Here is a 21,992-nt window from a genome sequence, read left to right on the forward strand (position 1 = left end):
ACTTGCAGCGCCTGCCCCGCCAACCTACTTTGGAACGTCGTTCCCGCGCAGGCGGGAACCCAAGTTTTCATGCGCTGCCTGGATGGCAAGCGTTCGTGGCTGTCCGATGAACTGAGGTTCCCGCCTGCGCGGGAACGACGGTTCAGCGTGTGCGGCTGACGATTGAAGACGCGGGTTCTCTTCTTGCCGCGGGAGCGGCGTTTTTTTATCGGCAAACGACATATTCTAGGAGACACAGGTGAGCTACAAAGCCCCGCTGAAAGACATGCAGTTCGTCCTCAATGAACTGGCCAACCTCGCCGAGGTCAATGCGCTGCCCGGCTGCGAGGACGCGACGCCCGATACCGTGGAAGCGGTGTTGGAAGAAAACGCGAAATTCTGCGGCGAAGTGATCGCTCCGCTGAACCATGCCGGCGACAAGGAACCCAGCTTCTGGAAGGATGGCGCGGTCACCACGACCAAGGGCTTCAAGGAAGCCTTCCGCGCCTACGCCGACGCCGGCTGGCAGGGCGTGCAGCACCCGCAGGAATTCGGCGGCCAGGGCTTGCCCAAGCTGGTGGCCACGCCGTGCATGGAGATGCTGCATGGCGCGAACCTAGCGTTCGCGCTGGTCGCGCTGCTGTCCGACGGCGCCATCGAGGCGCTGCTCACCGCAGGTTCCGACGCGCAGAAAGCGCGCTTCCTCGAGCCGCTGATCTCGGGCCAGTGGACCGGCACCATGAACCTGACCGAGCCGCAGGCCGGCTCCGACCTGGCCGCCGTGCGCACCCGCGCCGAGCCGCAGGGCGACGGCACCTATAAAATCTTTGGCACCAAGATCTTCATCACCTATGGCGATCACGACATGACCGAGAACATCGTCCACCTGGTGCTGGCGAGGACGCCCGATGCGCCGCCGGGCGTGAAGGGCATCTCGCTGTTCATCGTGCCCAAGTTCCTGATCAATGACGATGGTTCATTAGGGAGCCGCAACGACGTGCACTGTGTCTCGATCGAGCACAAGCTGGGCATCAAGGCCAGCCCGACCGCCGTGCTGCAGTTCGGCGACGGCGGCGGCGCGATCGGCACCCTGGTGGGTGAAGAGAATCGCGGCCTGGAATACATGTTCATCATGATGAACGCGGCCCGCTTCGGCGTGGGCATGCAGGGCGTCGGCCTGGCCGAACACGCCTATCAGCAGGCGGTGACGTTTGCAAAAGACCGCATCCAGTCGCGCGAAGTGTCGGGATCAAGCGGTCCCGTGGCGATCATCAACCACCCGGACGTGCGCCGCATGCTGATGTCGATGCGCGCGCAGACCGAGGCCGCGCGTGCGCTGGCCTATGTCGGCGCCGGCATCTCGGACCTGGCCCATCACCATCCCGATGCGGCGACCCGCCAGGCGAACCTGGCCGTATATGAATACCTCGTTCCGGTGATCAAGGGCTGGTCGACCGAGATGAGCGAGAATGTCGCGCGCGACGGCGTGCAGGTGCATGGCGGCATGGGGTTTATCGAAGAAACCGGCGCGGCCCAGCATTACCGCGACGCCAAGATCCTCACCATTTATGAGGGTACGACGGCGATCCAGGCCAACGACCTGGTGGGGCGCAAGACGGTGCGCGACGGCGGTGCGGTGGCCAGGTCGCTGGTCGCGCAGATCCGCGCGGTCGAGGCGCAGCTGGGCGATGCACAGGGCGAGGATCATGCTGCGATCGCGCGCAGCCTGCGGGAAGGCGCGACCGCGCTGGAGCAGGTCGTCGATTACGTGGTCGCCAATGTCAAATCGGACGTGCGCGCCGTGTTTGCCGGCAGCGTGACGTACCTGAAGCTGGCCGGTATCGTCCTGGGCGGCTGGCAGATGGCGCGCGCGGCGCTGGTGGCGCAAGGCAAGCTCGATGCGGGCGAGGGCGACGCCGCCTTCTATCGCGCCAAGATCGCCACCGCGCGCTTCTTCGCCGATCACATCCTGTCGCAGGCGCCGGGGCTGCGCACGTCGATCGTCGACGGCGCGGCGGGCGTGCTGGCGCTGGACGTCGAGCAGTTCTAACCGTAGGCGCCGCCGGTAAACAGGATGTCGAACAGCCGCGCCATCGTCCCGATCAGGACGATGGCGCCGGTCAGCATCGTGATCACCAGCAGCACCGGCAAGATCCAGTTCGAGCGCGATTGCCGGCCGCTGCCGGCGTTGTATGTCGCATCCCACTTCTCGTCGGGTGTCAGCCCGATCACCAGCGCTTCGATGAAGCCGGCAATGCACGACACCAGCAGCGGCAGGATCACATAGAAGGGGTGCGGCTTGACCGCGCCATACAGGATGCCGGTGATGGGCAGCGCGCACAGGTGCAATAGCCCGAGTCGGTCGGCGCCGCCCTTCAGGTAGAAGCGATGGGCGCCGAATCCACCCAGCAGCAGGGCGAGCAGGGTGGCGACGGTCTTGTTGTTGTGCGTAGCGGCCATGTCATGTTGTTCATTAGTTCAGGACAGCAAGAGTATGGTCGAGATTTGCAGGAATGGCACGTTTCACGCGACAAGCTGCGGATTTGGGCGGATGGCCGGTGGCGGTGTGGTGAAAAATCAGCGATAATGGCTGATTCTTCTGGGACTGCGCGCCCGTTGTCATTAACGCTTGCTGCTGTTCGGTGTCGCGCGCTATAATCGTCGACTTTCTCCGTCCAGAACAACTTTTTCGGAAATATTATGGTCGTTATTCGTTTGGCTCGTGGTGGCGCTAAAAAGCGTCCGTTCTTCAATATCGTTGCAACCGATTCGCGCAACCGTCGCGATGGTCGTTTCATCGAGCGCATCGGTTTCTACAACCCGATGGCTTCGGGCGCCGAAGTCGGCCTGCGTATCGCTGCTGACCGTCTGGCTCACTGGCAAGGCGTTGGCGCACAACTGTCGCCAACCGTCGCTCGCCTGGTCGCCCAGCAAAAGCCAGCTGCTTAATTTTAAGCAGGCAAGCTTGTAGTGAACGATTCAGCAGTAGCGAGCGGGGTGCAAATCCCCGATGACCTGACTCCGGTCGGTTATGTTTCCGGTGCGTATGGCATTGTGGGCGGCATCCGTGTCTCCCCGCATTCGCCCGAGGCCGATGCGCTGCTGAGCGTGAAAACCTGGTGGCTCGACAAGCCGACCCTGCACGCCGTCTCGGTACGGAGTGCAAAGCTGCACGGTGGCGATGTTGTCGCTACCCTGGTCGGCATGCGTGACCGCGATGAAGCCGAGGCGCTCAAGGGTGCAACGGTGCAGGTCGCGCGCAGCGAGTTTCCAGCGCTCGAAGAGGGCGAGTATTACTGGTCCGACCTGATCGGCCTGGATGTGGTCAACCTGCAGGGCGAAGCCCTGGGCAAGGTGACCGACATGATGCACAACGGCGCGCAATCGATTTTGCGCATCACTCCGGTCGCTGATCCAGCGTCCGAAGGCAAGGCGCAAGAGCGCCTCGTGCCGTTCGTGGACCAGTTTGTCAAGACCGTCAGCCTCGAGCAACAACTGATTACGCTGGATTGGGGTCTCGATTTTTGAGCCCGTCCGTGAGAGGAGCAAGTCGCGATGCAGTTTGACGTCGTCAGCTTGTTCCCTGAAATGTTCGCCGCATTGACGCAGTCGGGAGTCACCCGACGCGCCTTCGAGCAGCAACGCTGGGGCCTGCAGATCTGGAATCCCCGTGATTTCACGCAGGACCGCCACCGCACCGTGGACGATCGCCCTTATGGCGGCGGCCCCGGCATGGTGATGATGGCCAAGCCGCTCGAAGCGACGATCAATGCAGCGAAGCAAAGACAAATCGAGCTCGGCCTGCCAAGTCCGCGCGTGGTGTTCATGTCGCCGCAAGGCAAGCCATTGACCCACGAGCGCGCGATGGCGCTCAAGGACGAGCCCGGCCTGGTGATCCTGTGCGGCCGCTACGAAGCGGTGGACCAGCGCCTGCTGGACCGCTGCGTCGATGAGGAAATTTCTCTCGGCGACTTCGTGCTGTCGGGCGGTGAATTGCCGGCCATGGCCTTGATGGATGCGGTGGTGCGCCTGATTCCCGGCGTGCTGGGCGACGATGCCTCGGCGGTCGAAGACAGCTTCGTCAACGGCCTGCTCGATTCGCCGCATTACACGCGGCCGGAAGTGTACGAAGACATGCCGGTGCCGCCGGTCCTGATGGGCGGCAACCACGCCGAGATCGTCAAGTGGCGCCGCCAGCGCATGCTGGAAGCGACCGCAGCGAAGCGGCCCGATCTGCTGGACAAGGCGCGCGCCGCCGGTCAGCTGAGCGAGAAGGACGAGCGCTTTTTGGCAGGTTTGGAAAAACCTGCCTTGTAAGATACTGGCAGGGTTGGTCGAACCTGCAGGTTAAAGAATATGTGCCGGCAATAAAGGCACATGCAACGGCGGACGCGTTGTCCGTCGTTCAACCCCATCCTCTACTGGGCGAAGGTAGTGCCAGCAAGATGGTTTTTGGAGTCATAAAAAAATGAATCTGATTCAACAACTCGAGCAAGAAGAAATCGCGCGCCTCGGCCGCGAGATCCCTGATTTCGCACCTGGCGATACCGTTATCGTCAGCGTCAACGTCGTCGAAGGCAACCGCAAGCGCGCCCAGGCATACGAAGGCGTCGTGATTTCGCGTCGTAACCGTGGCCTGAACTCGAACTTCATCGTTCGCAAGATCTCGTCCGGCGAAGGCGTCGAGCGTACGTTCCAGCTGTACTCGCCGCTGATCGCTTCGATCGAAGTCAAGCGTCGTGGTGACGTCCGTCGTGCGAAGCTGTACTACCTGCGCGAACGTTCGGGCAAGTCGGCACGTATCAAAGAAAAACTGCCACAGCGTCGCGTCAAGACCGTCGCTGCTGCCGAGTAATCGTACTCGTGCTCAGAAAAAGGCATCCGCAAGGATGCCTTTTTCTATTCTGGCGCAGTATTGCAAAGGATTCAGTTTGGCCAAATTCGTTTTCGATCCGACCCAGTTGCCGGTGACCAGCCTTGCCGGCGAGGCGCCGGTGGCGCCTGCGCGCCTGATCCCGGCCGCGCTGCGCGCACGCTTTGCGCAAACCCTGCCATGGGAAGAGGAAGCGTCGGACGAAGGCCGCGGCATGACGGGCGCCACGCTGCGCCGTGCATCCGTGCTGGTGCCGCTGGTGGCGCGCCCCGAGGGCGTGACCGTGCTGCTGACCTTGCGGACCGACCATTTGTCCAGCCATGCCGGCCAGATCAGTTTTCCCGGCGGCCGGGCCGAAGAACTCGATTCGTCCCCGATCGAGACGGCGCTGCGCGAAACCGAGGAAGAAGTCGGCCTGCACCGCCGGCATATCGAGATCATCGGCGTGCTGCCTGATTACACCACTGTCAGCGCCTATCGCGTGACGCCGGTGGTGGCCCTGGTCCAGCCGCCATTCGAGCTGCAGCCCGATCCGGGCGAAGTGGCCGAAGCGTTCGAAGTGCCCCTCAGCTTCCTGATGGATGGCCTGAACCATCAGCGCCGGGTATTCGAATTGCCGCAAGGGGCGGGCAGGCGCGCCTTTTATACGATGCCTTACGAACAATATTTTATCTGGGGCGCGACTGCCGCCATGCTGCGCAACCTCTTCCATTTCTTGCGTGCGTAATCTTTTATTACAGGTCCGGATTTGATTCTGGCGGGCTTCTCCGTTATCGTAACGGGGCAGTCGTATTGCCATAACAAAAAAGGGTTCCTGAATGACATTCTTTTCCATCCTGTGCGCACTGCTCATCGAGCAACTGAAACCGCTGCGCGCCGATAACCAGGTGTATGGCGGCGTCAAGTCGCTCGCCGTGCGTATCGAGACCTGGTTCAATGCCGGTGAGCAAAAGAATGGGCGCATGGGCTGGATCCTGATGATGAGCGCGCTGATGCTGCCGACCTGGCTCGTCTACTGGTTCTTCATGCACTACAACCTGGTGTTCCTGGCCTTTGCCTGGAATGTCCTGATCGTCTACCTGACCCTCGGTTTCCGTCACTACAGCCATTACTTCACCTCGATCCAGTTCGCGCTCAATTCCGGGGATGAGCCGAGGGCGCGCGCCCTCCTGGCCGAATGGACGAGGCTGGACACGGTCGGGATGGATAGCACCGAAATCACCCGCATCGCGGTCGAGAAGGCATTGATCACCACGCACCGCAATGTGTTCGGCGTGTTCTTCTGGTTCCTGATGCCGCTGGGGCCGGCGGGCGCCGTGATGTACCGCGTGTCCGAATACCTGTCGCGCGCCTGGAACGAGCCCGACCATATGCGCAACGAAGCCTTCGGCCAGTTCGCCGCCAAGGCCTTCTATTGGATCGACTGGGTACCGGTGCGTCTGACGGCGGTGGCATTTGCCGTGGTCGGCAATTTCGAGGACGCCGTCTATGCCTGGCGCAACTTCGCCAACCGCTGGACCGACGAGGCGCGCGGCATCATCCTGTCGGCTGGCGGCGGTGCGATGGGTGTGCGCCTCGGCACGCCGAACGAAAATGCGCCACAATTGCTACCGGCGGACGCCGCCACGGTGGACTTGAGCGAAAGCGATGTGGACGTGCTGCCGGGTGAGGAGCCGAACGTGCGCGCCCTGCAGAGCACGGTTGGACTGGTGTGGCGCGCCCTGATCTTGTGGATGATCCTGTTGCTGCTGACCTCGAGCGTGGCCTGGCTGCGCTAAGCCTGGCTGAGCTGAGCGGCCACAGGCAGTGTGGCGCGCCGGGCCTCGTCCTCAAGTCTTCTATAAGATATAATACTGCCTGAGCCGAGCAAAGCTGTATTGCACTGAGCCGAATTTGCTCTCACCCACGCAGTATTTTCTGTCTGAGCCCGCAGGACTATGACCGACCAAGCGCCACCCACGGAAGCAGAACTCGCTGGCGAGTTTTTTATCCTGGGCATCACGAATAAAGGCAAGACGTTCCGCCCGAGCGACTGGGCCGAGCGGCTGTGCGGCGTCATGTCCTGCTATTGTCCGGGTTCCGGCGGTCCCAATGCCCACCTGAAGTTTTCGCCCTACGTCTACCCGACCGTGGTCAACGGCACCAAGGCCGTCGTGGTCAACCGCAGCCTGCAGAAGATCGAACCGCTGGCCTATCACTTCGTGGTCAGCTTCGCCAAGGACAACGATATGCAGGTGGTCGACGCCTGTTTCGTGCCGCTGCCGGGCGAAAAGAAGCCAGGCGCCGCCTGAACATCCCCGCAAGCTAGCCGCCATTGGCGCTTTGATCGAAGTCAAAGCGCCAATTTTGTTTTGGCTTAGCCTCACCCGGATCAGGGCAGGGGAGGGCATCATGCGCATCGGCGAAATCTGTACCACTGACACCATCTGCTGCACCCGCGACGAGACCGTGCAGGGCGCCGCCATGCTGATGCGGCGTCACCACGTCGGCGACCTGGTCGTGGTCGACACCGACGGCGGCGGCAACGTCCCGCTCGGCATCCTGACCGATCGCGACATCGTGCTGGCCGTCGTCGCTCCCGGGCTCGATCCGGCCAGCCTGCTGGCCGGCGACATCATGAGCGACGACCTGCTCACCGCCAGCGGATCCGACGACGTCTACGAGACCATCGAGCACATGCGCCTGCGCGGCATCCGCCGGGTGCCGGTCGTGGATGCCCAGGGCAATCTCTGCGGCATCGTCAGCGCCGACGACCTCCTCGAGTTCCTGGCCGAAGAGATGAGCGAGCTGTCACGCATCGGCTCCTGGCAGCAATCGCACGAGCGCCGTGTGCGCCAGTAGCTGCTTGCCGGCAAGTTATGTCAACTGAGTAAGTGGTTAGGTCACGAGCAAGACGCCCGTCTGCTACCATCTTGGAGCAGGCGGGACGGTTGGCGTCCCGCCGAGTAGACGGGACACCATGAATTCGAGATTTCAGTTGCGCGGGATGGCCGCGCATGTAGCAGCGGGCTGCCTGGCCCTGGTCATGATCGCGCCGGCGACCGCCGCCGCCCCTGCAGCCCCAGGCGCCAACAAGGCCGCCACCGGCGCGGCGCTCCCCAAGGGCGTCACCCTCGGCCCGTCGGTCGAAGGCATCACCGAATACCGGCTGGCGAATGGCTTGAAAGTGCTGTTGTTCCCGGACGCTTCGCGGCCGACCGTGACCGTGAACGTCACCTATCTGGTCGGCTCGCGCCACGAGAACTATGGCGAGACCGGCATGGCCCACCTGCTCGAGCACCTGCTGTTCAAGGGCGCGAAGAACAACCGCGACATCACCAAGCAGTTTTCCGAGCGCGGCATGCAGTTCAACGGCACCACCTCGCTCGACCGCACCAATTACTACGAGGTGTTCCAGGCGTCAACGGAAAACCTGGACTGGGCCTTGCAGATGGAGGCTGACCGCATGGTCAATTCCTTCGTCTCGGCCAAGGATCTCGCGTCCGAGATGACCGTGGTGCGCAACGAGTACGAGGCCGGCGAGAATGAACCCGGCAACGTGCTGTTCAAGCGCATGCAGAGCGTCGCCTATGACTGGCACAGCTATGGCCGCTCGACCATCGGCAACCGCAGCGACATCGAGAACGTGCGCATCGAAAACCTGCAGGAGTTCTATCGCACCTATTACCAGCCCGACAATGCGGTGCTGCTGGTGGCCGGCCAGTTCGACGAGCGCGCGACCCTCATCAAGATCAACCGCCTGTTCGGCGCGATTCCGAAACCCAAGCGCACGCTGCCGGCCTTCTGGACGGTGGAGCCGACCCAGGACGGCGAGCGCAGCTTCGCCGTGCGGCGCCAGGGCGATATGCAGTTCGTGGCGGTCGGCTACAAGATCCCGTCCGACCTGCATCCAGAGGCCGAGGCGCTCGGCTTCGCTTCCGAAATCATGGGCGACGCGCCGAATGGCCGCCTGCACAAGCTGCTGGTCGAGACCGGCAAGGCCAGCCAGGTGTTCAGCTTCGGCCAGACCGGCTATGCGCCGGGCCTGCAATTCTTCGGCGCCGTGGTCAAGCTGGGCGAGCCGATCGAGCCGGTACGCGAGGCGTTGATCCAGGCGGTCGAGGAACTGGCCAGCAAGCCGCCCACCACCGAGGAGCTGGAACGGGTGCGCCGCTCCTGGCTGAACACGGTCGAGCGCAGCCTGAACAATCCTCAGGCGGTGGGCGTGGCCCTGTCCGAGCCGATCGCCCTGGGCGACTGGCGCATGTATTTCGTGGGCCGCGAGCGCGTGCAAAAGATGACGGCCGAACAGGTTGCCGCCAGCGCGGGACGCTATTACCTGCGCAGCAACCGCACGGTCGGCACCTTCATCCCGGAAGAAGCATCGAAGCGCGCCGAACTGCCGCCGGCGCCCACGGTGCTTGATGCGATGAAGGACTTCAAGCCCGCCGTCTCGAACCTGGTGTCGGAGAATTTCGACCCGAGCCAGCAGAACATCATGAAGCGCACCACCTTGACGACCGCCGGCGGCGTCAAGCTGGCCTTGCTGCCGAAAAAGAATCGCGGCGAAACTGTGACAGTCGACCTGCGCCAGCACTTCGGCGACGAGAAAAGCCTGTTCGGCAAGGGCACGACCCAGGCCCTGACGAACCTGATGCTGATGCGCGGCACGACCCGCTATACGCGCGCCGAACTGGCCGACGCCTTCGACAAGCTCAAGATCGCCGGCAGTCCCACCCATTTCCAGACCACGCGCGCCAACCTGCCCGAGGCGCTCAAGCTCGTGGCCCATGTGCTCAGGGAGCCGGCTTTCCCTGAGTCCGAATTCGAGCAATTGCGCCAGCAACTGCTGGTCGGCATCGAAGCGGGCCGCAACGAACCGCAAAGCGCGGCCGTACGCGCGCTCAGCCAGCACTTCAACCGCTATCCACGCGGCGACATCCGTTATTCGCCGAGCCTGGAAGAGCAACTTGAAGAAGCCAAGGCGGCGCGTCTCGCGGACGTCAAGGCCTTCCACGGCCAGTTCTACGGCGCCAATCCGGCCGAGATGGCCATCGTGGGCGACTTCGATGCGCAGGAAATCGCGCCGCTGGTCAATACCCTGTTCGGCGCCTGGAAAGCGCCGCAGGCCCACGCGCCGGTGATGGTCGCGCATGCCGAGGTGGCGCCGGTGGCGCGTACCCTGAATACCCCGGACAAGGAAAACGGCTTCTATATCGCGCGCCTGAACCTGGACCTGAACATCGACGACGCGGACTATCCGGCCCTGACGCTGGCCAATTACATCTTTGGCGACGGCGGCCTCAAGTCGCGCCTGATGGACCGCATCCGCCAGCAGGATGGCCTGTCGTATGGCGGCGGCTCGGACGTGTCGCCGGGCACCCTGGACCGCGCCGGCAGCTTCACTATCAATGCGATCGCGGCGCCGCAGAATCTGGCGAAACTCGATGCGGCGGTGCGCGCCGAGCTGGCGCGTGCGCTCAAGGATGGTTTTACTGCCGAGGAACTGCTAGGGGCCAAGTCGGGACTGATGCAGCAGCGCCTGCAATCGCGCTCGAACGACGGCGCGCTGGCATCCGGCTGGACCTCGTTCCTGTACCGTGGCAAGACCTTCGAGGCCTCGGCGGAACTCGAGCGCAAGCTGGGGGCCGTGACTTTGCCTGAGCTGAATGCCGCATTCCGCAAGGCGATCGATCCGGCTAAGCTGTCGGTGTTCATGGCGGGCGACCAAACCAAGGCGAGCGGTCCGGCGACACCCGTAGTTACTATGCCGTAACTACAACAGTTTCCTGACAAAAACTCTCTGGATTGTGACAATGCACGAAGCCATGCGTTAAAATGTTTCTTTTCGGAAGCAAAAGTTTCATCCAGGGAGCATCATGAAGGCCATCAGCAAGCAGCAGCCGGCAAGCGGTTTGTCGTTCACCGGCAAGGTCGTTTTGGTCACCGGAGCCGCCAGTGGAATCGGTCGCGCCATCGCCCTGGCGTTTGGCCGTGCCGGCGCCAGCGTCGTCGTGGCCGACGTCTCGATCGACGGTGGACACGCCACCGCGGCGATGATCGTCGAAAACGGCGGCAAGGCGCTGTTCGTCCAAAGCAACGTCACCCGTGCCGGCGATGTCGAAGCCCTGGTCGACAAGACCATCAATTACTATGGCCGTCTCGACTTCGCGATCAACAATGCCGCGGTCGAGGAAGAGCGCCAGCCGCTGGCCGACGGCGACGACGAGCAGTTCGACCGCATCATGAACGTCAACGTCAAGGGCGTCTGGCTGTGCATGAAATACCAGCTGCGCCAGATGCAGAAGCAGGGCCACGGCGCGATCGTCAACATGGCCGGCATCGCCGGCCTCGTCGGCAGCCCGAACCATGCCATCTACGGCGCCAGCAAGCACGCTGTCGTGGGCCTGACCAGGAGCGCCGCCGCCGAGTACGCGCGCGAGGGCATCCGCGTCAACGTGCTGTGCCCGGCCGCGGTCAAGACGCCGATGCTGGCGCGCGCCTTCGAGCGCGATCCGGGCATCGAGAAAAAGCTCAAGGCTGCCCATCCAATGGGGCGCTTCGCCGAGGCGGGCGAGGTGGCGCAGGCCGCCCTGTGGCTGTGTTCGGACATGGCGTCCTACGTCAATGGCCACGAGATGGTGGTCGACGGAGGTTTCACCGCCGTTTGAGCAGGTTTTCCTGTCGGAAATCTTTACACTGCGGGGCGTATTTGCGTCCTGCGAAATCCCAAGTCCCTGTTTTTAATCAAGTATTTCCTAGTGGCATAAATTATGCTTATTGGTTGCATGTCGTGTATGTACCCAATGCCTTTCCACTTAGTGAGACCAACTTGAAAAAGACTTTTGCCGCACTGGCACTCGCCGCCGCCCTGCTTCCCGTCGCAGGCGCCCATGCCGCCGTGATCAGCTTTAACGACAGTATCGGAATCACGGAAACGGATTGGTCCGAGACGCTGCGTTTCAGCAAGTTCAACACCAAGCTCGGCACGCTCAATTCGATCAAGTTCGACTTGAGCGGCCTGGTCAGCGGCGCGGGCTTCGCCGAAAACCGGGGCAGCAACGCGGCGAAGGTCACCCTGACACTGGGTTCGACCATCGAGTTGACCCGCCCCGATGGCAGCACGCTGGTCGTGGCCAACCCTGTATTCGACCAGCTGTACAGCCTTGGCCGCTATGACCGTGTTCTCGACTTCGCTGGCACCTCCGGCGTCCATACCGGGACGATCGAGGCAAGCAAAGCCGAATCCTTCCTGAGCAGCAGCGCCAGCGATTTCGCCCTGTTCTCGGGCAAGGGTTTCATCGAGCTCGGCCTGAGCGCGCTGGGTACCTCGTTCGCGAAGGGGCCAGGCAATGTGATGACCGGGTTCGACACGCTCGCATCCGGTGCGGTGCAGGTCACGTACGATTACACGCCATTTGCCGAAGTCCCGGAGCCAGCCACCCTGGCGACCATGCTCGCCGGTTTCGGCCTGATGGGCGCAGTGCGCCGCCGCCGCGCAAGGAACAAGGCGTAATCGCGAGACGCGCGGGCACGCTGCCCGCAACGGAAAAACCGTCATTGCCGTCCCCGGCATGACGGTTTTTTTCATGAAGCGCCGCTTCAGTTGTGGATGTACTTGGCGAACACGTCGCTGAAGTCGCGTTTGGTGTGGGTATCGAGCATGGCCGTGTTCAGCGCTTCCAGCAGTTCGCCGTACTGGCTGACCAGGCTGCCCGCGCCGGGCGCGATATTGAGCTTGTGGACCGAGGCCGTGGCGTCCAGCGTGCGCAGCGCATTGTCGCGGCACACGGCATCGCGCCGTTGCTGCTTGCCGATGGTGGTCAAGGCCTTGTAGATGTCCTTCAACTGTTCGATGAAGGATTTTTTGACGTCGATCGAGAACTTCGTGTCGTTGACGTTGAACTTCAGTTCGATGTCCATGTCCAGCGTGCCGGCAGTTTCGATGCTGACGTTGGTGATGAGGTTCGACGAATACTCGTAGCGCTTGATCGAGCGCTTCGAGGACACGGCTGAATCGCCGTCGACGTGGATCAGGGCAAGATTGGTGAAGCAGTACTCGTCCTTCTTGCTCTTGATCAGGAAGAAGATCTGCTCACCGTCTTCCGTGAACAGGTAGTCGTCCGCATCGACCTTGCTGTAGTCCGCCGGTCCGACGATGACACCGATATCGCTCAGCCCCAGTGCTTCCGCCGCCATTCTCTTGAACATGATCGTCCTCGTGTGGTGAAAAAGGATAGATTAGCATTCCCCCAGCAGTCTGCGCGCATCAGGCTGCAGTGAGTTCGGCCACGAAGTCGTAGGTATCGCCGCGAAAGTACGAGCGGCAAAACTCCACCGCGCGCCCGTCGCGCAAGAAACCCAGCCGCTCCACGCACAGGCCGGCATCGCCCTCGCGCGCATCCAGCAGGCGCGCCTGCTCCGCACCCAGCAGCAGGGCCGACAGGCGCTGCAGCGCGCGCACCGGACGATTTCCACTGGCCTCCAGCGCCTCGTACATCGAGTCGCCCACTGCCTCGAGCGAGGGCAGGGCGAAGGCGGCGATGGTTGCGTACTCCAGGCACATCGGCGCATCGTCGGCATAGCGCAGGCGGTTGAAGCGGTACACCGGCGTGCCCGGCGACAGCCGCAGGCGCAGCGCTTCCTCGGGCGTGACCAGGCCTTCCGAGCGCTTGAGCCAGCTGCTCCTCGGCGCCCGGCCACGGGCGCGCATGTCTTCCGAGAACGAACTCAGCTTGGCGAAATTCTTTTCGATGCGCGTGTTCAGAAAATTGCCCGAGCCGGCACGCCGCACCAATAGACCGTCGTCGACCAGGCTGTCGATCGCCTTGCGCACCGTGATGCGCGAGATGCCCAGCTCCAGCGCCAGCTGGCGTTCGGCGGGCAGGGCGCTCGAGGGGCCGTAGATGCCGTTGTCGATCGCTTGGCGCAGCGCGCGCTGCAGTTGCTGGTAGAGCGGCAGCTTGCCGGCGCCGCCGGCGAGGCTGGCCTTGGCGGCGTCGTGCATCAGTTGGACGAGGGGATTCATTCAGCGGGCATGGGGACTGGGACGCCCATCATACCGCAGGCCGCCCGCCGCTCAGGGCAGGGGATGGACGAGGTTCACAAGCACCGACAGCCCGACGAAGCAGGCGGCGGCAAGGATTTCGTGGCGCCGCGTCTCCAGGCGCACGCCGGTGACGGCCCAGGCAATCAAGGCGCAGGCGACCAGCGGCGTCAGGAAGTTCGCGTCGAGCGCCTTGCCCAGTTCGCCATGCACGAGCTGGTGCATGCCCTCCGTCATGCCGCTGAACAGATTCTTGATGCCCAGGTGGCGCTCGAGGAGGCCGGGCGACAGGCCGAGCAGTGCTTCGGCGCGTACCAGCGGATTGGCCGGCAGCCAGGCCAGGGCGGCGCTCGCCAGCAACAGGCCCAGGCGCCCGCCGACCGTGCCGGTCATGCGATACGCGGCTTGCGGACGATGAGGTAGATCGGCACCGCGACGATGCAGATCAGGAACGAGAACAGCCCCCAGCCGATGCCGCTCATGCCACGCGCCTTGGCATCCTTGCCGATCAGTACGCCGATAATCGCTGCGATGATGAGTCCGCCAACTGCTTCCATCAGATGATCCCCAGTAGTGTGTTTCCATAATTCTACTGAGAATCAACTGTGTAAAACTCGCCAATAGTCACGGCCAGCGCCGGGCCGTAGTCCATCATTTCGGACGCGGATCCTTCAAGGGCTGGCTGACCACGGCGACCCGGCCCGCGCGCACTTCGCGCACCGCGGTGGCCACCGCGCGCGCCACATTGCGCGTCTCTTCCTGCACCGCGGTGTCCTTGTCGAAGGTCTCATGGCTGTCGGCATACGATTCGTAATAGCCGATGTAGCGGTCGAGCTGGCCGAAGCTGCCCGAGTTGATCAGGCCCATCCACTCGAGCCAGTCCGACAGCGAGCGCCGCGTGCCCTCGATGCCGGCCACGTCGCCGTGCACCAGCAGGCCGAAGGCGCGGCCGGCCAGGTGTTTGGGGTAATCCCAGCCGTCGCGTTCGATCTGCTTGGCCGTTTCGGCATCCTTGCCATGGGTCGATGTCGGGTCGGGATTGCCGCCGTCGGCGCACACCAGGCGATCGATCATCAGTTTCAGTACCGCCGGGGTCTGGTACCAGTAGACCGGGGTGATGATGATGACGCCATGGGCCAGCACCCAGCGCTCGTAGATCTCGTTCATCCAGTCATTGACCTGGCGCTCGGCGTGGTTCGGGTAGCAGCTGCACGGCCAGTGGCACAGCGGCATCGCGGTCGACACGCAGCCCTTGCACGGGTGGATGTGGCGGTCGTAGTCCGAATTGAGCAGGGAGAGGTCGAGCACGTCGGCCTCGAATCCTTGTTCCATCAACACGTCCTTGGCCATTTGCGTCATGCGCCAGCTTTTCGAGATCTCGCCGGGACATGTGCCGTCGTTGCGGGCCGAGGCGTTGATGAGGAGAATGCGGTTGCGCGAGTCGGGATCCTTCTGGCGCCGCTCGGCGCCGAGCAGGCGGTCGCGCGCCTCTTTCCATTCGACCGACAGGTCGTAGCCGGGGTCGGCGAAGCCGGGGCCGGCCTTGACCGTGTGCGGGGCCTTGCGGCCGTCCTGGTACGCATCCCAGGCCACGTCCTCGATCGCCGCCAGTTCGCGGTCGAGCGCGTCGTAGCCGGGGTCCTGGAACGCCTTGCGAAAGCGCAGGTGGAATTCGTTGCGTCCCAGCTTGGCGGGCGCCTGGCCCTTGCGTACCGTCGTCGTCATGCTGCCTCCGATGCAAATAATGCAATTATCGGGCGGACGCAGGCGGCGCTAATGTACGGGGGCGCACCTTGGGCAGGTAAAACCGACGGTCGACAGCGGGGCAGGATGAACCGTCCATACGAAAAAAGCGGGCCGGGCAGCGAGCCCGGCCCGCTTTCGCGGGTCCGTCGTGAGACGAAGGATTATTTCTGGTTCAGGTGAACGATCCAGTATTTCGCCAGGTCGCCCGCGCCGCCGCCGCCCTTGACGGTCTGGAAGGTCTGGATGGCTTCGGCTTTCTTGCCGGCCAGCGCCTGCGCCATGCCCAGGCGCAGCTTGGCTTCTTCAGCGTTCTTCAGGCCACCCTTGGCGATGCCTTGCTGGATGAAGCCGACACCCTTGTCGCCCTGGTCCATGGTGGCGTAAGCCCAGCCCAGGTTGACCAGGCCGGCGCCGGTCTTGGCCTTGGCGGCCGAGGCTTCGCCGGCGGCGATGTTCTTGGCATCGTCGGCCGCGCCCTTGGTCGCCTTGTCGCGCAGGGCGGCGTGGGCCTTGGCGTTCGAGCCCTGGCCCAGCACGCCAGCGGCGTAGCCGGCGTCCATGGCTTTCTTGGCTTCGCTCGGGAAGCCGTCGCGCAGGGCCAGTTCGGCCAGGTCGACGTATTCTTCCGGCGCCATCTTCTTGACGGTGGCCGCTTCCAGGCGATACACGTTGATCATATTGGTCTGCGCATCGAAGCCGGACTTGCGGGCCACGCCGCGGTTCAGGACGTCGGTCCAGAAGTCGTCGTTCGGGTAGTGGGCCACCAGTTTTTCCAGCGCGATAAGGTAGCCGGCATCGTCCTTGACCTTGTTGGCCGACGAGGCCAGCAGGCGCAGGTCTTCCTCGCTCGGCTTCTGGCCGGCCTTCTCGGTCGCTTCGATCGCCGGCAGCAGGGCCGCCTTGGCGCTGGCAAAGTCGCCGCCCAGGTAATAGGCGCGGATCAGGGAAGGCGCGACTTTTTCAGGGGTCGGGCTTTCTTTCTGGTAGCGCTTGAACCACTCGATCGCCTTGGTGTAATCCTTGGCGTTGTAGTGCATATTGCCCAGTGCCAGGATGAAGTCGGCCTGTTCCTGGCCTTGCAGGCGGCCGGAATTGATCACCGCTTCGAGCGCCGGCATGGCGATTTCATTGTTGTTGGTCGCCGAGCCCAGCGACAGCTTCATGCGGTTGACGACGTAGTCTTCGTATGGCGTGCGGTTCGGGAAGGCTTCGGCCTGCTGGACGCGGCTCTGCACTTCGGCGTAATTCTTTGCATCCATCAGCGGCTTGATCGCGGCCGGGTCGAGCAGCTTGAACAGCTCTGGGCGGACGGTGTCCGCCGGCGCGGCGGCGGCGGCAGGCTTCTCTTGCGCATGGACGGCGGTGGTCAGGGCCGGGGCCGAGAGGCCGACGGCGGCCAGCATCAGGCAGAGGCGGGCAAGACGGAGTTGGGACATTCTGTATCCTTCTATCTAGACAAAAAATCGACGAAGCGCGCTTTCGGCACGTTCTTTCGCTACGCATTTTTACCAATATAGCAAAAATGCCAATCTCGGACAAAGCGTGCATTGTCCCATAGTCAGCCATTTTCTGGCTCGCCAATTGTGCCGTAGAGCCCGCGTGCGCGCCCAGCGTCGTTACATCGCGTTACCTCGTCGACGGCAACCGCGTCGCATTGGCCAGGTCACGCACGGTCGAAGCCCGGAACCGGGCAGGTGCCCGGCGCCGCGATGTCCCCGGCCAGCCAGGCCACGGCCGCTTCCAAAGCGGGTGGGGCGAAGCCATAGCTCATCAGGGCCGGGGCCGGGAAGTCCAGCGCCTGGTAGGGGTTCCACAGCGCCAGGTGCAGGTCGGGGCGCCAGCCGGCGCGCGCGTTCGGGCCATAGCGGCGGCGCGAGGTCGAGGCCAGGATCGTGACGCGCCCGTCCTGCGGCAGCGCCGACCAGTCGAAGTGTTCGCTGTCGGCGAAGGTGACCAGTTCGACGTCGTACAGGGTCGCCAGCGCCTCGGCGATGCGTGCCGCCGGCACGCCGGCTTCCGAGATGCCGTCGCTGACCACGTCGGCGCGCGCGACCAGGCGCACGCGGCTGCCGCGCGGGGGGCGTTGCGGCTGGCCGAGTTCGGTCAGGCCGGCGCGCCAGGCGCGCGCCATCAGCGCGCGGTCGTCCTGCTCGCGGGCATAGGCGATGGCGCGAGCGGGATGCGCGTCCGCCAGCCTCGCAAGACGCGCCAGTTTCGCCTCGACGTCAGGCAGCGGCAGCACGCCGTCGCGGATCGCCGCGGCGATCGCGTGCACGGTCTCGACCTGGGTCTCGCGGGTGCCGATCGCCATCACCATGTCGGCGCCCGCCACCAGCGCGTTGACGGCGGCCTGGCCGGCGTCGTAGCGTTGCGCGATCGCATGCATGTCCATGCCGTCGGTGATGATCACGCCGTCGTAGCCGAATTCCTCGCGCAGCACGCCGGTGAGGATGGCGCGCGACATGGTGGCCGGATTGACCGGGTCCAGCGCCGGATAGACGATGTGGGCCGTCATGACCGCCGGCGCCGGGGTGGCCGCCCTGGCTGCGATCCGGAACGGCGCGAACTCGAAGCGTTCCAGCTCGGCGCGCGGCTTGTCCACGTGCGGCAGGTCGCGGTGCGAATCGACGTGCGTATCGCCGTGGCCGGGGAAGTGCTTGACGCAGCAGGCCACGCCTTCGCTCTCGCTGCCTTCCATCCAGGCCAGCGCAATGCGGGTGGCCTGCTCCGGGTCGGCGCCGAACGAGCGCTCGGCGATGACGGGGTTGTGCGGGTTGTTGTTCAGGTCCAGCACCGGCGCGAAGTTCCAGTTGAAGCCCAGCGCGCGCACCGCGCGCGCCACCGCCGCGCCGACTTCGCGCGCCAGTTGGGGATCGTTGGCGGCGCCCAGCGCCATTGCGCTTGGCGGCGCCGGCACCCAGGTCGAGCGCACCACGGCGCCGCCTTCCTGGTCGAGCGCGACCAGGGCCCGCGCGCCCATCGCGTCCGCCAGGGCGCCCGTGAAGCGGGTCAGTTGAAAGGCGTCCACCATATTCTGACGGAACAGGCACACGCCTCCGATCCGGTGGGTGCGCAGGAAGGCGTCGGTGTCGGCATCGAGTTCGGTGCCGAACAGGCGCACCATCATCAATTGGCCGGCCAGGCCGAGGTAATCAGTCATGGTGCGGGACATAAGATTCGTCGTCAGTTGGTCTTGGTGACCTTGCTCAGGTGGCGCGGCTGGTCCGGATTCATGCCGCGCGCGGCCGACAGCTTGGCCGCCATCGTATAAAAGGCCTGCACCGCCGCGATCGGGTCGAGGTCGGGGATGGCGGCGGTGGGTAGCGTGAGGTCGCGGCTGGCGACGTCGCTCGGGGCGGCCAGCAGCACGCGCGCGCCGCGGCCGCGCATCTCGTCGGCCAGGGCCACCAGCCCGGCCTGGGTCGGGCCGCGGGTGGCGTAGACCAGCAGCGGATAACCCTCTTCGATGAGGGCCATCGGGCCGTGCTTGATCTCGGCGCCGGAGAATGCTTCGGCCTGCAGCGCCGAGGTTTCCTTGAACTTGAGCGAGGATTCGAGCGCCAGCGGGAAGCTGATGCCGCGGCCCACGACCATGATGTTGCGGGCCGGCGCCAGCACCTCGATCGCGGCCGACCAGTCCACTTCGGTGGCGGCGCGCAGCGCGTCGGGCAGGGCGGCGATGCCGTTTTTCAGTTCCTTGTCATCCTGCCAGTCGGCGACCAGGCGCGCGCCGGCCACCAGGCTGGCGATGAAGCTCTTGGTCGCGGCCACGCTTTTTTCAGGGCCGGCATGCAGCGGCATGGTCCATTCGGCGGCGTCGGCCAGCGGCGATGCGGGGTCGTTGACCAGGGCCACGGTGGTGGCGCCGCCGTCGCGGAAGTAGCGGATCGGCTCGACCACGTCGGGGCTCTGGCCCGATTGCGAGATCGCCACCGCCAACGTGTCGCGCGCGACGATCGGCGACTTGTACAGGGTGATGAGCGACATCGGCAGCGACGTGACCAGGCGGCCCATGCGCGCCATGATCAGGTAGGCCAGGTAGTTGGACGCGTGGTCCGAGCTGCCGCGCGCCACCGTCACCGCGCTGTGCAGCTGCGTGGCGCGCAGCTTCGCGCCCAGCTCGGCGTAGCGCTCCACGTCCTGAGTCAGCTGGTGGGCGATGCAATCGGCGGCCGACAGGGCCTCCTGCAGCATGAGCGACGAGGTGGCGGCGGTAGTCACAGGAGTTCTCCTTCGATATGGACGGCTTTGATGTTCAGGTCGCGGTCGAGGACCACGAAGTCGGCATGGCAGCCCGGCGCCAGGCGGCCGCGCAGGGTTTCGCCGAGGTAGTCGGCGGCATTGGTGGAGACGCGGCGGCTGGCGTCTTCGATCGACAGGCCGATGCTGACCAGGTTGCGCAGCGCCTGGTCCATGGTCAGCGTGCTGCCCGCCAGGCTGCCGTTGGCCAGGCGCACGCCGCCCATGCATTTGTGGACCACCTGGCGACCGAGCATGTATTCGCCATCGGGCATGCCGGCGGCGGCGGTCGAATCGGTCACGCAGAACAGCTTGGGGATGCAGCGCAGCGCGGTCCGGATCGCGCCCGGATGCACGTGCAGCAGGTCGGGGATGATCTCGGCGTACTCGGCATGCGCCAGCGCCGCGCCGACCATGCCGGGATCGCGGTGGTGCAGGCCGGGCATGGCGTTGAACAGGTGGGTGAAGCCGGCCGCGCCATGCGCGAGGGCGTCGACGCCGACTTCGTAGCTGCCGGTGGTGTGGCCGACCTGGACCCGGATGCCGGCGTCGCTGAGCACCCGCACCAGCTCCATGTGGCCGTCGATCTCGGGCGCCACCGTGATCAGCTTCATCGGCGCCTGGGCGTCGAAGCGCTTCACTTCATCGAGGCTGGCTTCGCGCGCATACGGCGGCTGGGCGCCCAGCTTGCCGGAGTTGATGTACGGGCCTTCCAGGTGCACGCCCAGGATGCGCGCTTCTCCCTTGCCGCGCGCGGCGCAGGCGCGGCCGATGGCCGAGAGGGCGCGGTCGATGTCCTCGACCGGCGCGGTCATGGTGGTGGCCAAGAGGCTGGTGGTGCCGTGCTTCGCATGCAGGGCGGCGATCACGTGCGGGGCGTCGCCGCCTTCCATCATGTCGCGCCCGGCGCCGCCGTGCACGTGCACGTCGATGAAGCCGGGCAGGATGTAGTCGTCGCCGTTGGATGCGGGGTCGGTGGCGGCGCCGTCGATGGCGTCGATATGGGCGCCGTAGCGCAGCGTGCCGCGCACCCAGCCGTCGGGAGTGAGGATATTGCCGTTGATTGAGCGGGTCATGCCGGGGTGTCCTTCAAGTGCAGTTCGATCATGCGCAGCGCGCCCAGGGCCGAATCGCCATGGGGAGGACTGCAGCGGGCCAGCGTCTCGGCCGGCAGGTACAGGCGCAGGGTGTCGCCCAGGCCGCCGCACAGCGACAGCGGCAGGGTTTCGGCGGGGTCGAGCGCGCGCGCCATGGTGGCCACTTCGCGGCCCGCCTGCTCCAGGATGGCGCTGGCGACCGGGTCGAGGGCGCCATGGGTCACCACGAAGCGCGCCAGGCTCGCGTAATCGGTCTGGGTGGCCTTGCCGAGCCAGACCTGGATCGCGTCGCGCCCTCCGCCGCAGGCTTTGATGACGTCGCGCGCCAGCGCGCCGCCCTCGGCGCGGCCGTCGAGCACCTGCTGGACATGGGCGATCGCGCGCAGGCCCATCCAGGCGCCGCCGGCTTCGTCGCCGGAGGGGAAGCCCCAGCCGCCGACTTCGACCCGCGTGCCGTCTTCCCGCAGCGCTTCGCCCACGCTGCCGGTGCCGATCGCGACGATGGCGCCAGGGCGTCCGCCATGGGCGCCCATCAGGGTCGAGAAGCCGTCGGTGTCGAGTATCAGGGCGGCATAGCCCGGATTGGCGGCGCGAAAGGCCGCCGCCCATTCCTTGTTGTGCACGCCCGCCAGGCCCAGGCCGATGGCGCACGACTGGCGGGGAATCGCGTCGATGCCGATTGCGGCGAAGGCCCTGGCGGTGGCATCGTCGACCGCGCGCCAGGCGTTGTCGATGCCATGGACGAGGCCGGAAGCGCCGCTGCGGCCGGTGGCCAGTTCGGCGCCGTCGCGCCCGGCCAGGCGGACGCGGGTATTGGTGCCGCCGCCGTCGACGCCGATGAGATAGTCGATCATGGTAGGTGGGGAAAATAGGGTCAAGGCACTATAGGCAGGCCCTATCTGGATGTCAACAGGTATTTAACTGGTATGCCCCAATGCAGACCAAAGGCCATGTATAGCTTGCGCTTATGCTGGCGAGCGGTCTGGTGATAGAGCGTGGAATTGGTATTATTATTGGTACTGTGCGAAGTGTG

23 protein-coding genes are annotated in these 21,992 nt (G+C 64.7%); 12 read left to right on the forward strand and 11 right to left on the reverse strand.

The genetic code is table 11. The annotated features are described in order from the left end of the window. Window positions 1-238: 238 nt before the first annotated feature. Window positions 239-2,029, forward strand: a complete 1,791-nt coding sequence (locus AC3A6F_RS03560; RefSeq protein ID WP_487678601.1) for an acyl-CoA dehydrogenase — start codon at window positions 239-241, stop codon at window positions 2,027-2,029. On the opposite strand, the gene AC3A6F_RS03565 is transcribed toward AC3A6F_RS03560, so the two are convergent. Beyond that, window positions 2,026-2,439, reverse strand: coding sequence for an NINE protein (locus tag AC3A6F_RS03565; RefSeq protein WP_487678602.1), 414 nt, complete (start codon window positions 2,437-2,439; stop codon window positions 2,026-2,028). The two genes, AC3A6F_RS03560 and AC3A6F_RS03565, sit on opposite strands and share 4 nt — an antisense overlap. 240 nt (window positions 2,440-2,679) lie before the next feature. On the opposite strand from AC3A6F_RS03565, the gene rpsP reads away from it, so the two are divergent. The 11 genes from rpsP to AC3A6F_RS03620 all read left to right on the forward strand — a co-directional run bounded on the left by rpsP (window position 2,680) and on the right by AC3A6F_RS03620 (window position 12,347). Next, the gene (gene rpsP / locus AC3A6F_RS03570) at window positions 2,680-2,928 is read left to right on the forward strand and encodes a 30S ribosomal protein S16 (RefSeq protein ID WP_123071958.1); all 249 of its coding nucleotides are present in this window, start codon (window positions 2,680-2,682) and stop codon (window positions 2,926-2,928) included. A 48-nt stretch (window positions 2,929-2,976) separates the two neighbouring features. Further along, window positions 2,977-3,507 carry a ribosome maturation factor RimM gene (rimM, locus tag AC3A6F_RS03575; RefSeq protein ID WP_487678982.1) on the forward strand — a complete coding sequence of 177 codons (531 nt, stop codon included), beginning with the start codon at window positions 2,977-2,979 and terminating at the stop codon, window positions 3,505-3,507. A 27-nt stretch (window positions 3,508-3,534) separates the two neighbouring features. Next, window positions 3,535-4,296, forward strand: coding sequence for a tRNA (guanosine(37)-N1)-methyltransferase TrmD (trmD, locus tag AC3A6F_RS03580; RefSeq protein WP_487678603.1), 762 nt, complete (start codon window positions 3,535-3,537; stop codon window positions 4,294-4,296). Window positions 4,297-4,447: 151 nt separating this feature from the next. Continuing rightward, window positions 4,448-4,834: a 50S ribosomal protein L19 gene (rplS, locus tag AC3A6F_RS03585; protein WP_487678604.1), complete on the forward strand. Its 387-nt coding sequence runs from the start codon at window positions 4,448-4,450 to the stop codon at window positions 4,832-4,834. A gap of 34 nt (window positions 4,835-4,868) precedes the next feature. Then, a complete protein-coding gene (locus tag AC3A6F_RS03590) occupies window positions 4,869-5,579 on the forward strand; it encodes a CoA pyrophosphatase (RefSeq protein ID WP_487678605.1) in 711 nt (236 codons plus the stop codon). 91 nt (window positions 5,580-5,670) lie between these two features. Beyond that, complete coding sequence (locus AC3A6F_RS03595; protein ID WP_487678606.1) at window positions 5,671-6,630, forward strand: CobD/CbiB family protein; 960 nt, start codon at window positions 5,671-5,673, stop codon at window positions 6,628-6,630. A 159-nt stretch (window positions 6,631-6,789) separates the two neighbouring features. After that, window positions 6,790-7,143, forward strand: coding sequence for a DUF3579 domain-containing protein (locus tag AC3A6F_RS03600; protein WP_487678607.1), 354 nt, complete (start codon window positions 6,790-6,792; stop codon window positions 7,141-7,143). 100 nt (window positions 7,144-7,243) lie between these two features. Next, window positions 7,244-7,693 carry a CBS domain-containing protein gene (locus AC3A6F_RS03605; RefSeq protein ID WP_487678608.1) on the forward strand — a complete coding sequence of 150 codons (450 nt, stop codon included), beginning with the start codon at window positions 7,244-7,246 and terminating at the stop codon, window positions 7,691-7,693. A 145-nt stretch (window positions 7,694-7,838) separates the two neighbouring features. After that, window positions 7,839-10,607, forward strand: coding sequence for a M16 family metallopeptidase (locus AC3A6F_RS03610; RefSeq protein ID WP_487678983.1), 2,769 nt, complete (start codon window positions 7,839-7,841; stop codon window positions 10,605-10,607). A 103-nt stretch (window positions 10,608-10,710) separates the two neighbouring features. After that, window positions 10,711-11,502 carry an SDR family oxidoreductase gene (locus AC3A6F_RS03615; protein WP_487678609.1) on the forward strand — a complete coding sequence of 264 codons (792 nt, stop codon included), beginning with the start codon at window positions 10,711-10,713 and terminating at the stop codon, window positions 11,500-11,502. Between the two features lie 161 nt (window positions 11,503-11,663). Continuing rightward, a complete protein-coding gene (locus AC3A6F_RS03620) occupies window positions 11,664-12,347 on the forward strand; it encodes a choice-of-anchor E domain-containing protein (RefSeq protein WP_487678610.1) in 684 nt (227 codons plus the stop codon). An 86-nt stretch (window positions 12,348-12,433) separates the two neighbouring features. Here AC3A6F_RS03620 and AC3A6F_RS03625 read toward each other — a convergent pair whose 3' ends face one another. The 10 genes from AC3A6F_RS03625 to AC3A6F_RS03670 form a co-directional block, all read right to left on the reverse strand. After that, window positions 12,434-13,042 (reverse strand): PH domain-containing protein, encoded by a 609-nt coding sequence (locus AC3A6F_RS03625; RefSeq protein ID WP_123071948.1) that lies wholly within the window; start codon window positions 13,040-13,042, stop codon window positions 12,434-12,436. A 58-nt stretch (window positions 13,043-13,100) separates the two neighbouring features. Beyond that, window positions 13,101-13,859: a GntR family transcriptional regulator gene (locus tag AC3A6F_RS03630; RefSeq protein WP_487678611.1), complete on the reverse strand. Its 759-nt coding sequence runs from the start codon at window positions 13,857-13,859 to the stop codon at window positions 13,101-13,103. Window positions 13,860-13,910: 51 nt separating this feature from the next. Continuing rightward, window positions 13,911-14,270 (reverse strand): hypothetical protein, encoded by a 360-nt coding sequence (locus tag AC3A6F_RS03635; RefSeq protein ID WP_487678612.1) that lies wholly within the window; start codon window positions 14,268-14,270, stop codon window positions 13,911-13,913. Next, entirely contained in the window at window positions 14,267-14,434 is a 168-nt protein-coding gene (locus tag AC3A6F_RS03640; protein WP_005668903.1) for a hypothetical protein, read from the reverse strand. The genes AC3A6F_RS03635 and AC3A6F_RS03640 overlap by 4 nt, the downstream gene beginning before the upstream one ends. A 94-nt stretch (window positions 14,435-14,528) precedes the next feature. Continuing rightward, on the reverse strand, window positions 14,529-15,602 hold the full coding sequence (locus AC3A6F_RS03645; protein ID WP_487678613.1) for a flavodoxin family protein: 1,074 nt from the start codon (window positions 15,600-15,602) through the stop codon (window positions 14,529-14,531). 182 nt (window positions 15,603-15,784) lie between these two features. Next, window positions 15,785-17,059, reverse strand: a complete 1,275-nt coding sequence (locus AC3A6F_RS03650; RefSeq protein ID WP_487678614.1) for a tetratricopeptide repeat protein — start codon at window positions 17,057-17,059, stop codon at window positions 15,785-15,787. 227 nt (window positions 17,060-17,286) lie between these two features. Further along, the gene (gene nagZ / locus AC3A6F_RS03655) at window positions 17,287-18,783 is read right to left on the reverse strand and encodes a beta-N-acetylhexosaminidase (protein ID WP_487678615.1); all 1,497 of its coding nucleotides are present in this window, start codon (window positions 18,781-18,783) and stop codon (window positions 17,287-17,289) included. A 23-nt stretch (window positions 18,784-18,806) separates the two neighbouring features. Further along, entirely contained in the window at window positions 18,807-19,817 is a 1,011-nt protein-coding gene (locus AC3A6F_RS03660) for an SIS domain-containing protein (protein ID WP_487678984.1), read from the reverse strand. Between the two features lie 23 nt (window positions 19,818-19,840). Continuing rightward, window positions 19,841-20,938 carry an N-acetylglucosamine-6-phosphate deacetylase gene (nagA, locus tag AC3A6F_RS03665; RefSeq protein ID WP_487678616.1) on the reverse strand — a complete coding sequence of 366 codons (1,098 nt, stop codon included), beginning with the start codon at window positions 20,936-20,938 and terminating at the stop codon, window positions 19,841-19,843. Continuing rightward, window positions 20,935-21,813 (reverse strand): glucosamine kinase nucleotide-binding domain-containing protein, encoded by an 879-nt coding sequence (locus AC3A6F_RS03670; protein ID WP_487678617.1) that lies wholly within the window; start codon window positions 21,811-21,813, stop codon window positions 20,935-20,937. Before AC3A6F_RS03670 ends, nagA begins: the two co-directional genes overlap by 4 nt. Between the last annotated feature and the right edge of the window lie 179 nt (window positions 21,814-21,992).

The organism is Massilia sp. Soil_C_3 (genome assembly GCF_057657035.1).

What these genes read in the sequence shown, in the direction of transcription:
- AC3A6F_RS03635 (WP_487678612.1), bottom strand. Translation starts at nt 14,270, where the DNA reads ATGACCGGCACGGTCGGCGGGCGCCTGGGCCTGTTGCTGGCGAGCGCC.
- nagZ (WP_487678615.1), bottom strand. Translation starts at nt 18,783, where the DNA reads ATGACTGATTACCTCGGCCTGGCCGGCCAATTGATGATGGTGCGCCTG.
- AC3A6F_RS03630 (WP_487678611.1), bottom strand. Translation starts at nt 13,859, where the DNA reads ATGAATCCCCTCGTCCAACTGATGCACGACGCCGCCAAGGCCAGCCTC.
- AC3A6F_RS03660 (WP_487678984.1), bottom strand. Translation starts at nt 19,817, where the DNA reads ATGCTGCAGGAGGCCCTGTCGGCCGCCGATTGCATCGCCCACCAGCTG.
- AC3A6F_RS03640 (WP_005668903.1), bottom strand. Translation starts at nt 14,434, where the DNA reads ATGGAAGCAGTTGGCGGACTCATCATCGCAGCGATTATCGGCGTACTG.
- rplS (WP_487678604.1), top strand. Translation starts at nt 4,448, where the DNA reads ATGAATCTGATTCAACAACTCGAGCAAGAAGAAATCGCGCGCCTCGGC.
- nagA (WP_487678616.1), bottom strand. Translation starts at nt 20,938, where the DNA reads ATGACCCGCTCAATCAACGGCAATATCCTCACTCCCGACGGCTGGGTG.
- AC3A6F_RS03590 (WP_487678605.1), top strand. Translation starts at nt 4,869, where the DNA reads ATGCCTTTTTCTATTCTGGCGCAGTATTGCAAAGGATTCAGTTTGGCC.
- AC3A6F_RS03645 (WP_487678613.1), bottom strand. Translation starts at nt 15,602, where the DNA reads ATGACGACGACGGTACGCAAGGGCCAGGCGCCCGCCAAGCTGGGACGC.
- AC3A6F_RS03610 (WP_487678983.1), top strand. Translation starts at nt 7,839, where the DNA reads ATGGCCGCGCATGTAGCAGCGGGCTGCCTGGCCCTGGTCATGATCGCG.
- AC3A6F_RS03595 (WP_487678606.1), top strand. Translation starts at nt 5,671, where the DNA reads ATGACATTCTTTTCCATCCTGTGCGCACTGCTCATCGAGCAACTGAAA.
- trmD (WP_487678603.1), top strand. Translation starts at nt 3,535, where the DNA reads ATGCAGTTTGACGTCGTCAGCTTGTTCCCTGAAATGTTCGCCGCATTG.
- AC3A6F_RS03615 (WP_487678609.1), top strand. Translation starts at nt 10,711, where the DNA reads ATGAAGGCCATCAGCAAGCAGCAGCCGGCAAGCGGTTTGTCGTTCACC.
- AC3A6F_RS03650 (WP_487678614.1), bottom strand. Translation starts at nt 17,059, where the DNA reads ATGTCCCAACTCCGTCTTGCCCGCCTCTGCCTGATGCTGGCCGCCGTC.
- AC3A6F_RS03670 (WP_487678617.1), bottom strand. Translation starts at nt 21,813, where the DNA reads ATGATCGACTATCTCATCGGCGTCGACGGCGGCGGCACCAATACCCGC.
- AC3A6F_RS03600 (WP_487678607.1), top strand. Translation starts at nt 6,790, where the DNA reads ATGACCGACCAAGCGCCACCCACGGAAGCAGAACTCGCTGGCGAGTTT.
- AC3A6F_RS03605 (WP_487678608.1), top strand. Translation starts at nt 7,244, where the DNA reads ATGCGCATCGGCGAAATCTGTACCACTGACACCATCTGCTGCACCCGC.
- AC3A6F_RS03625 (WP_123071948.1), bottom strand. Translation starts at nt 13,042, where the DNA reads ATGTTCAAGAGAATGGCGGCGGAAGCACTGGGGCTGAGCGATATCGGT.
- AC3A6F_RS03565 (WP_487678602.1), bottom strand. Translation starts at nt 2,439, where the DNA reads ATGGCCGCTACGCACAACAACAAGACCGTCGCCACCCTGCTCGCCCTG.
- rpsP (WP_123071958.1), top strand. Translation starts at nt 2,680, where the DNA reads ATGGTCGTTATTCGTTTGGCTCGTGGTGGCGCTAAAAAGCGTCCGTTC.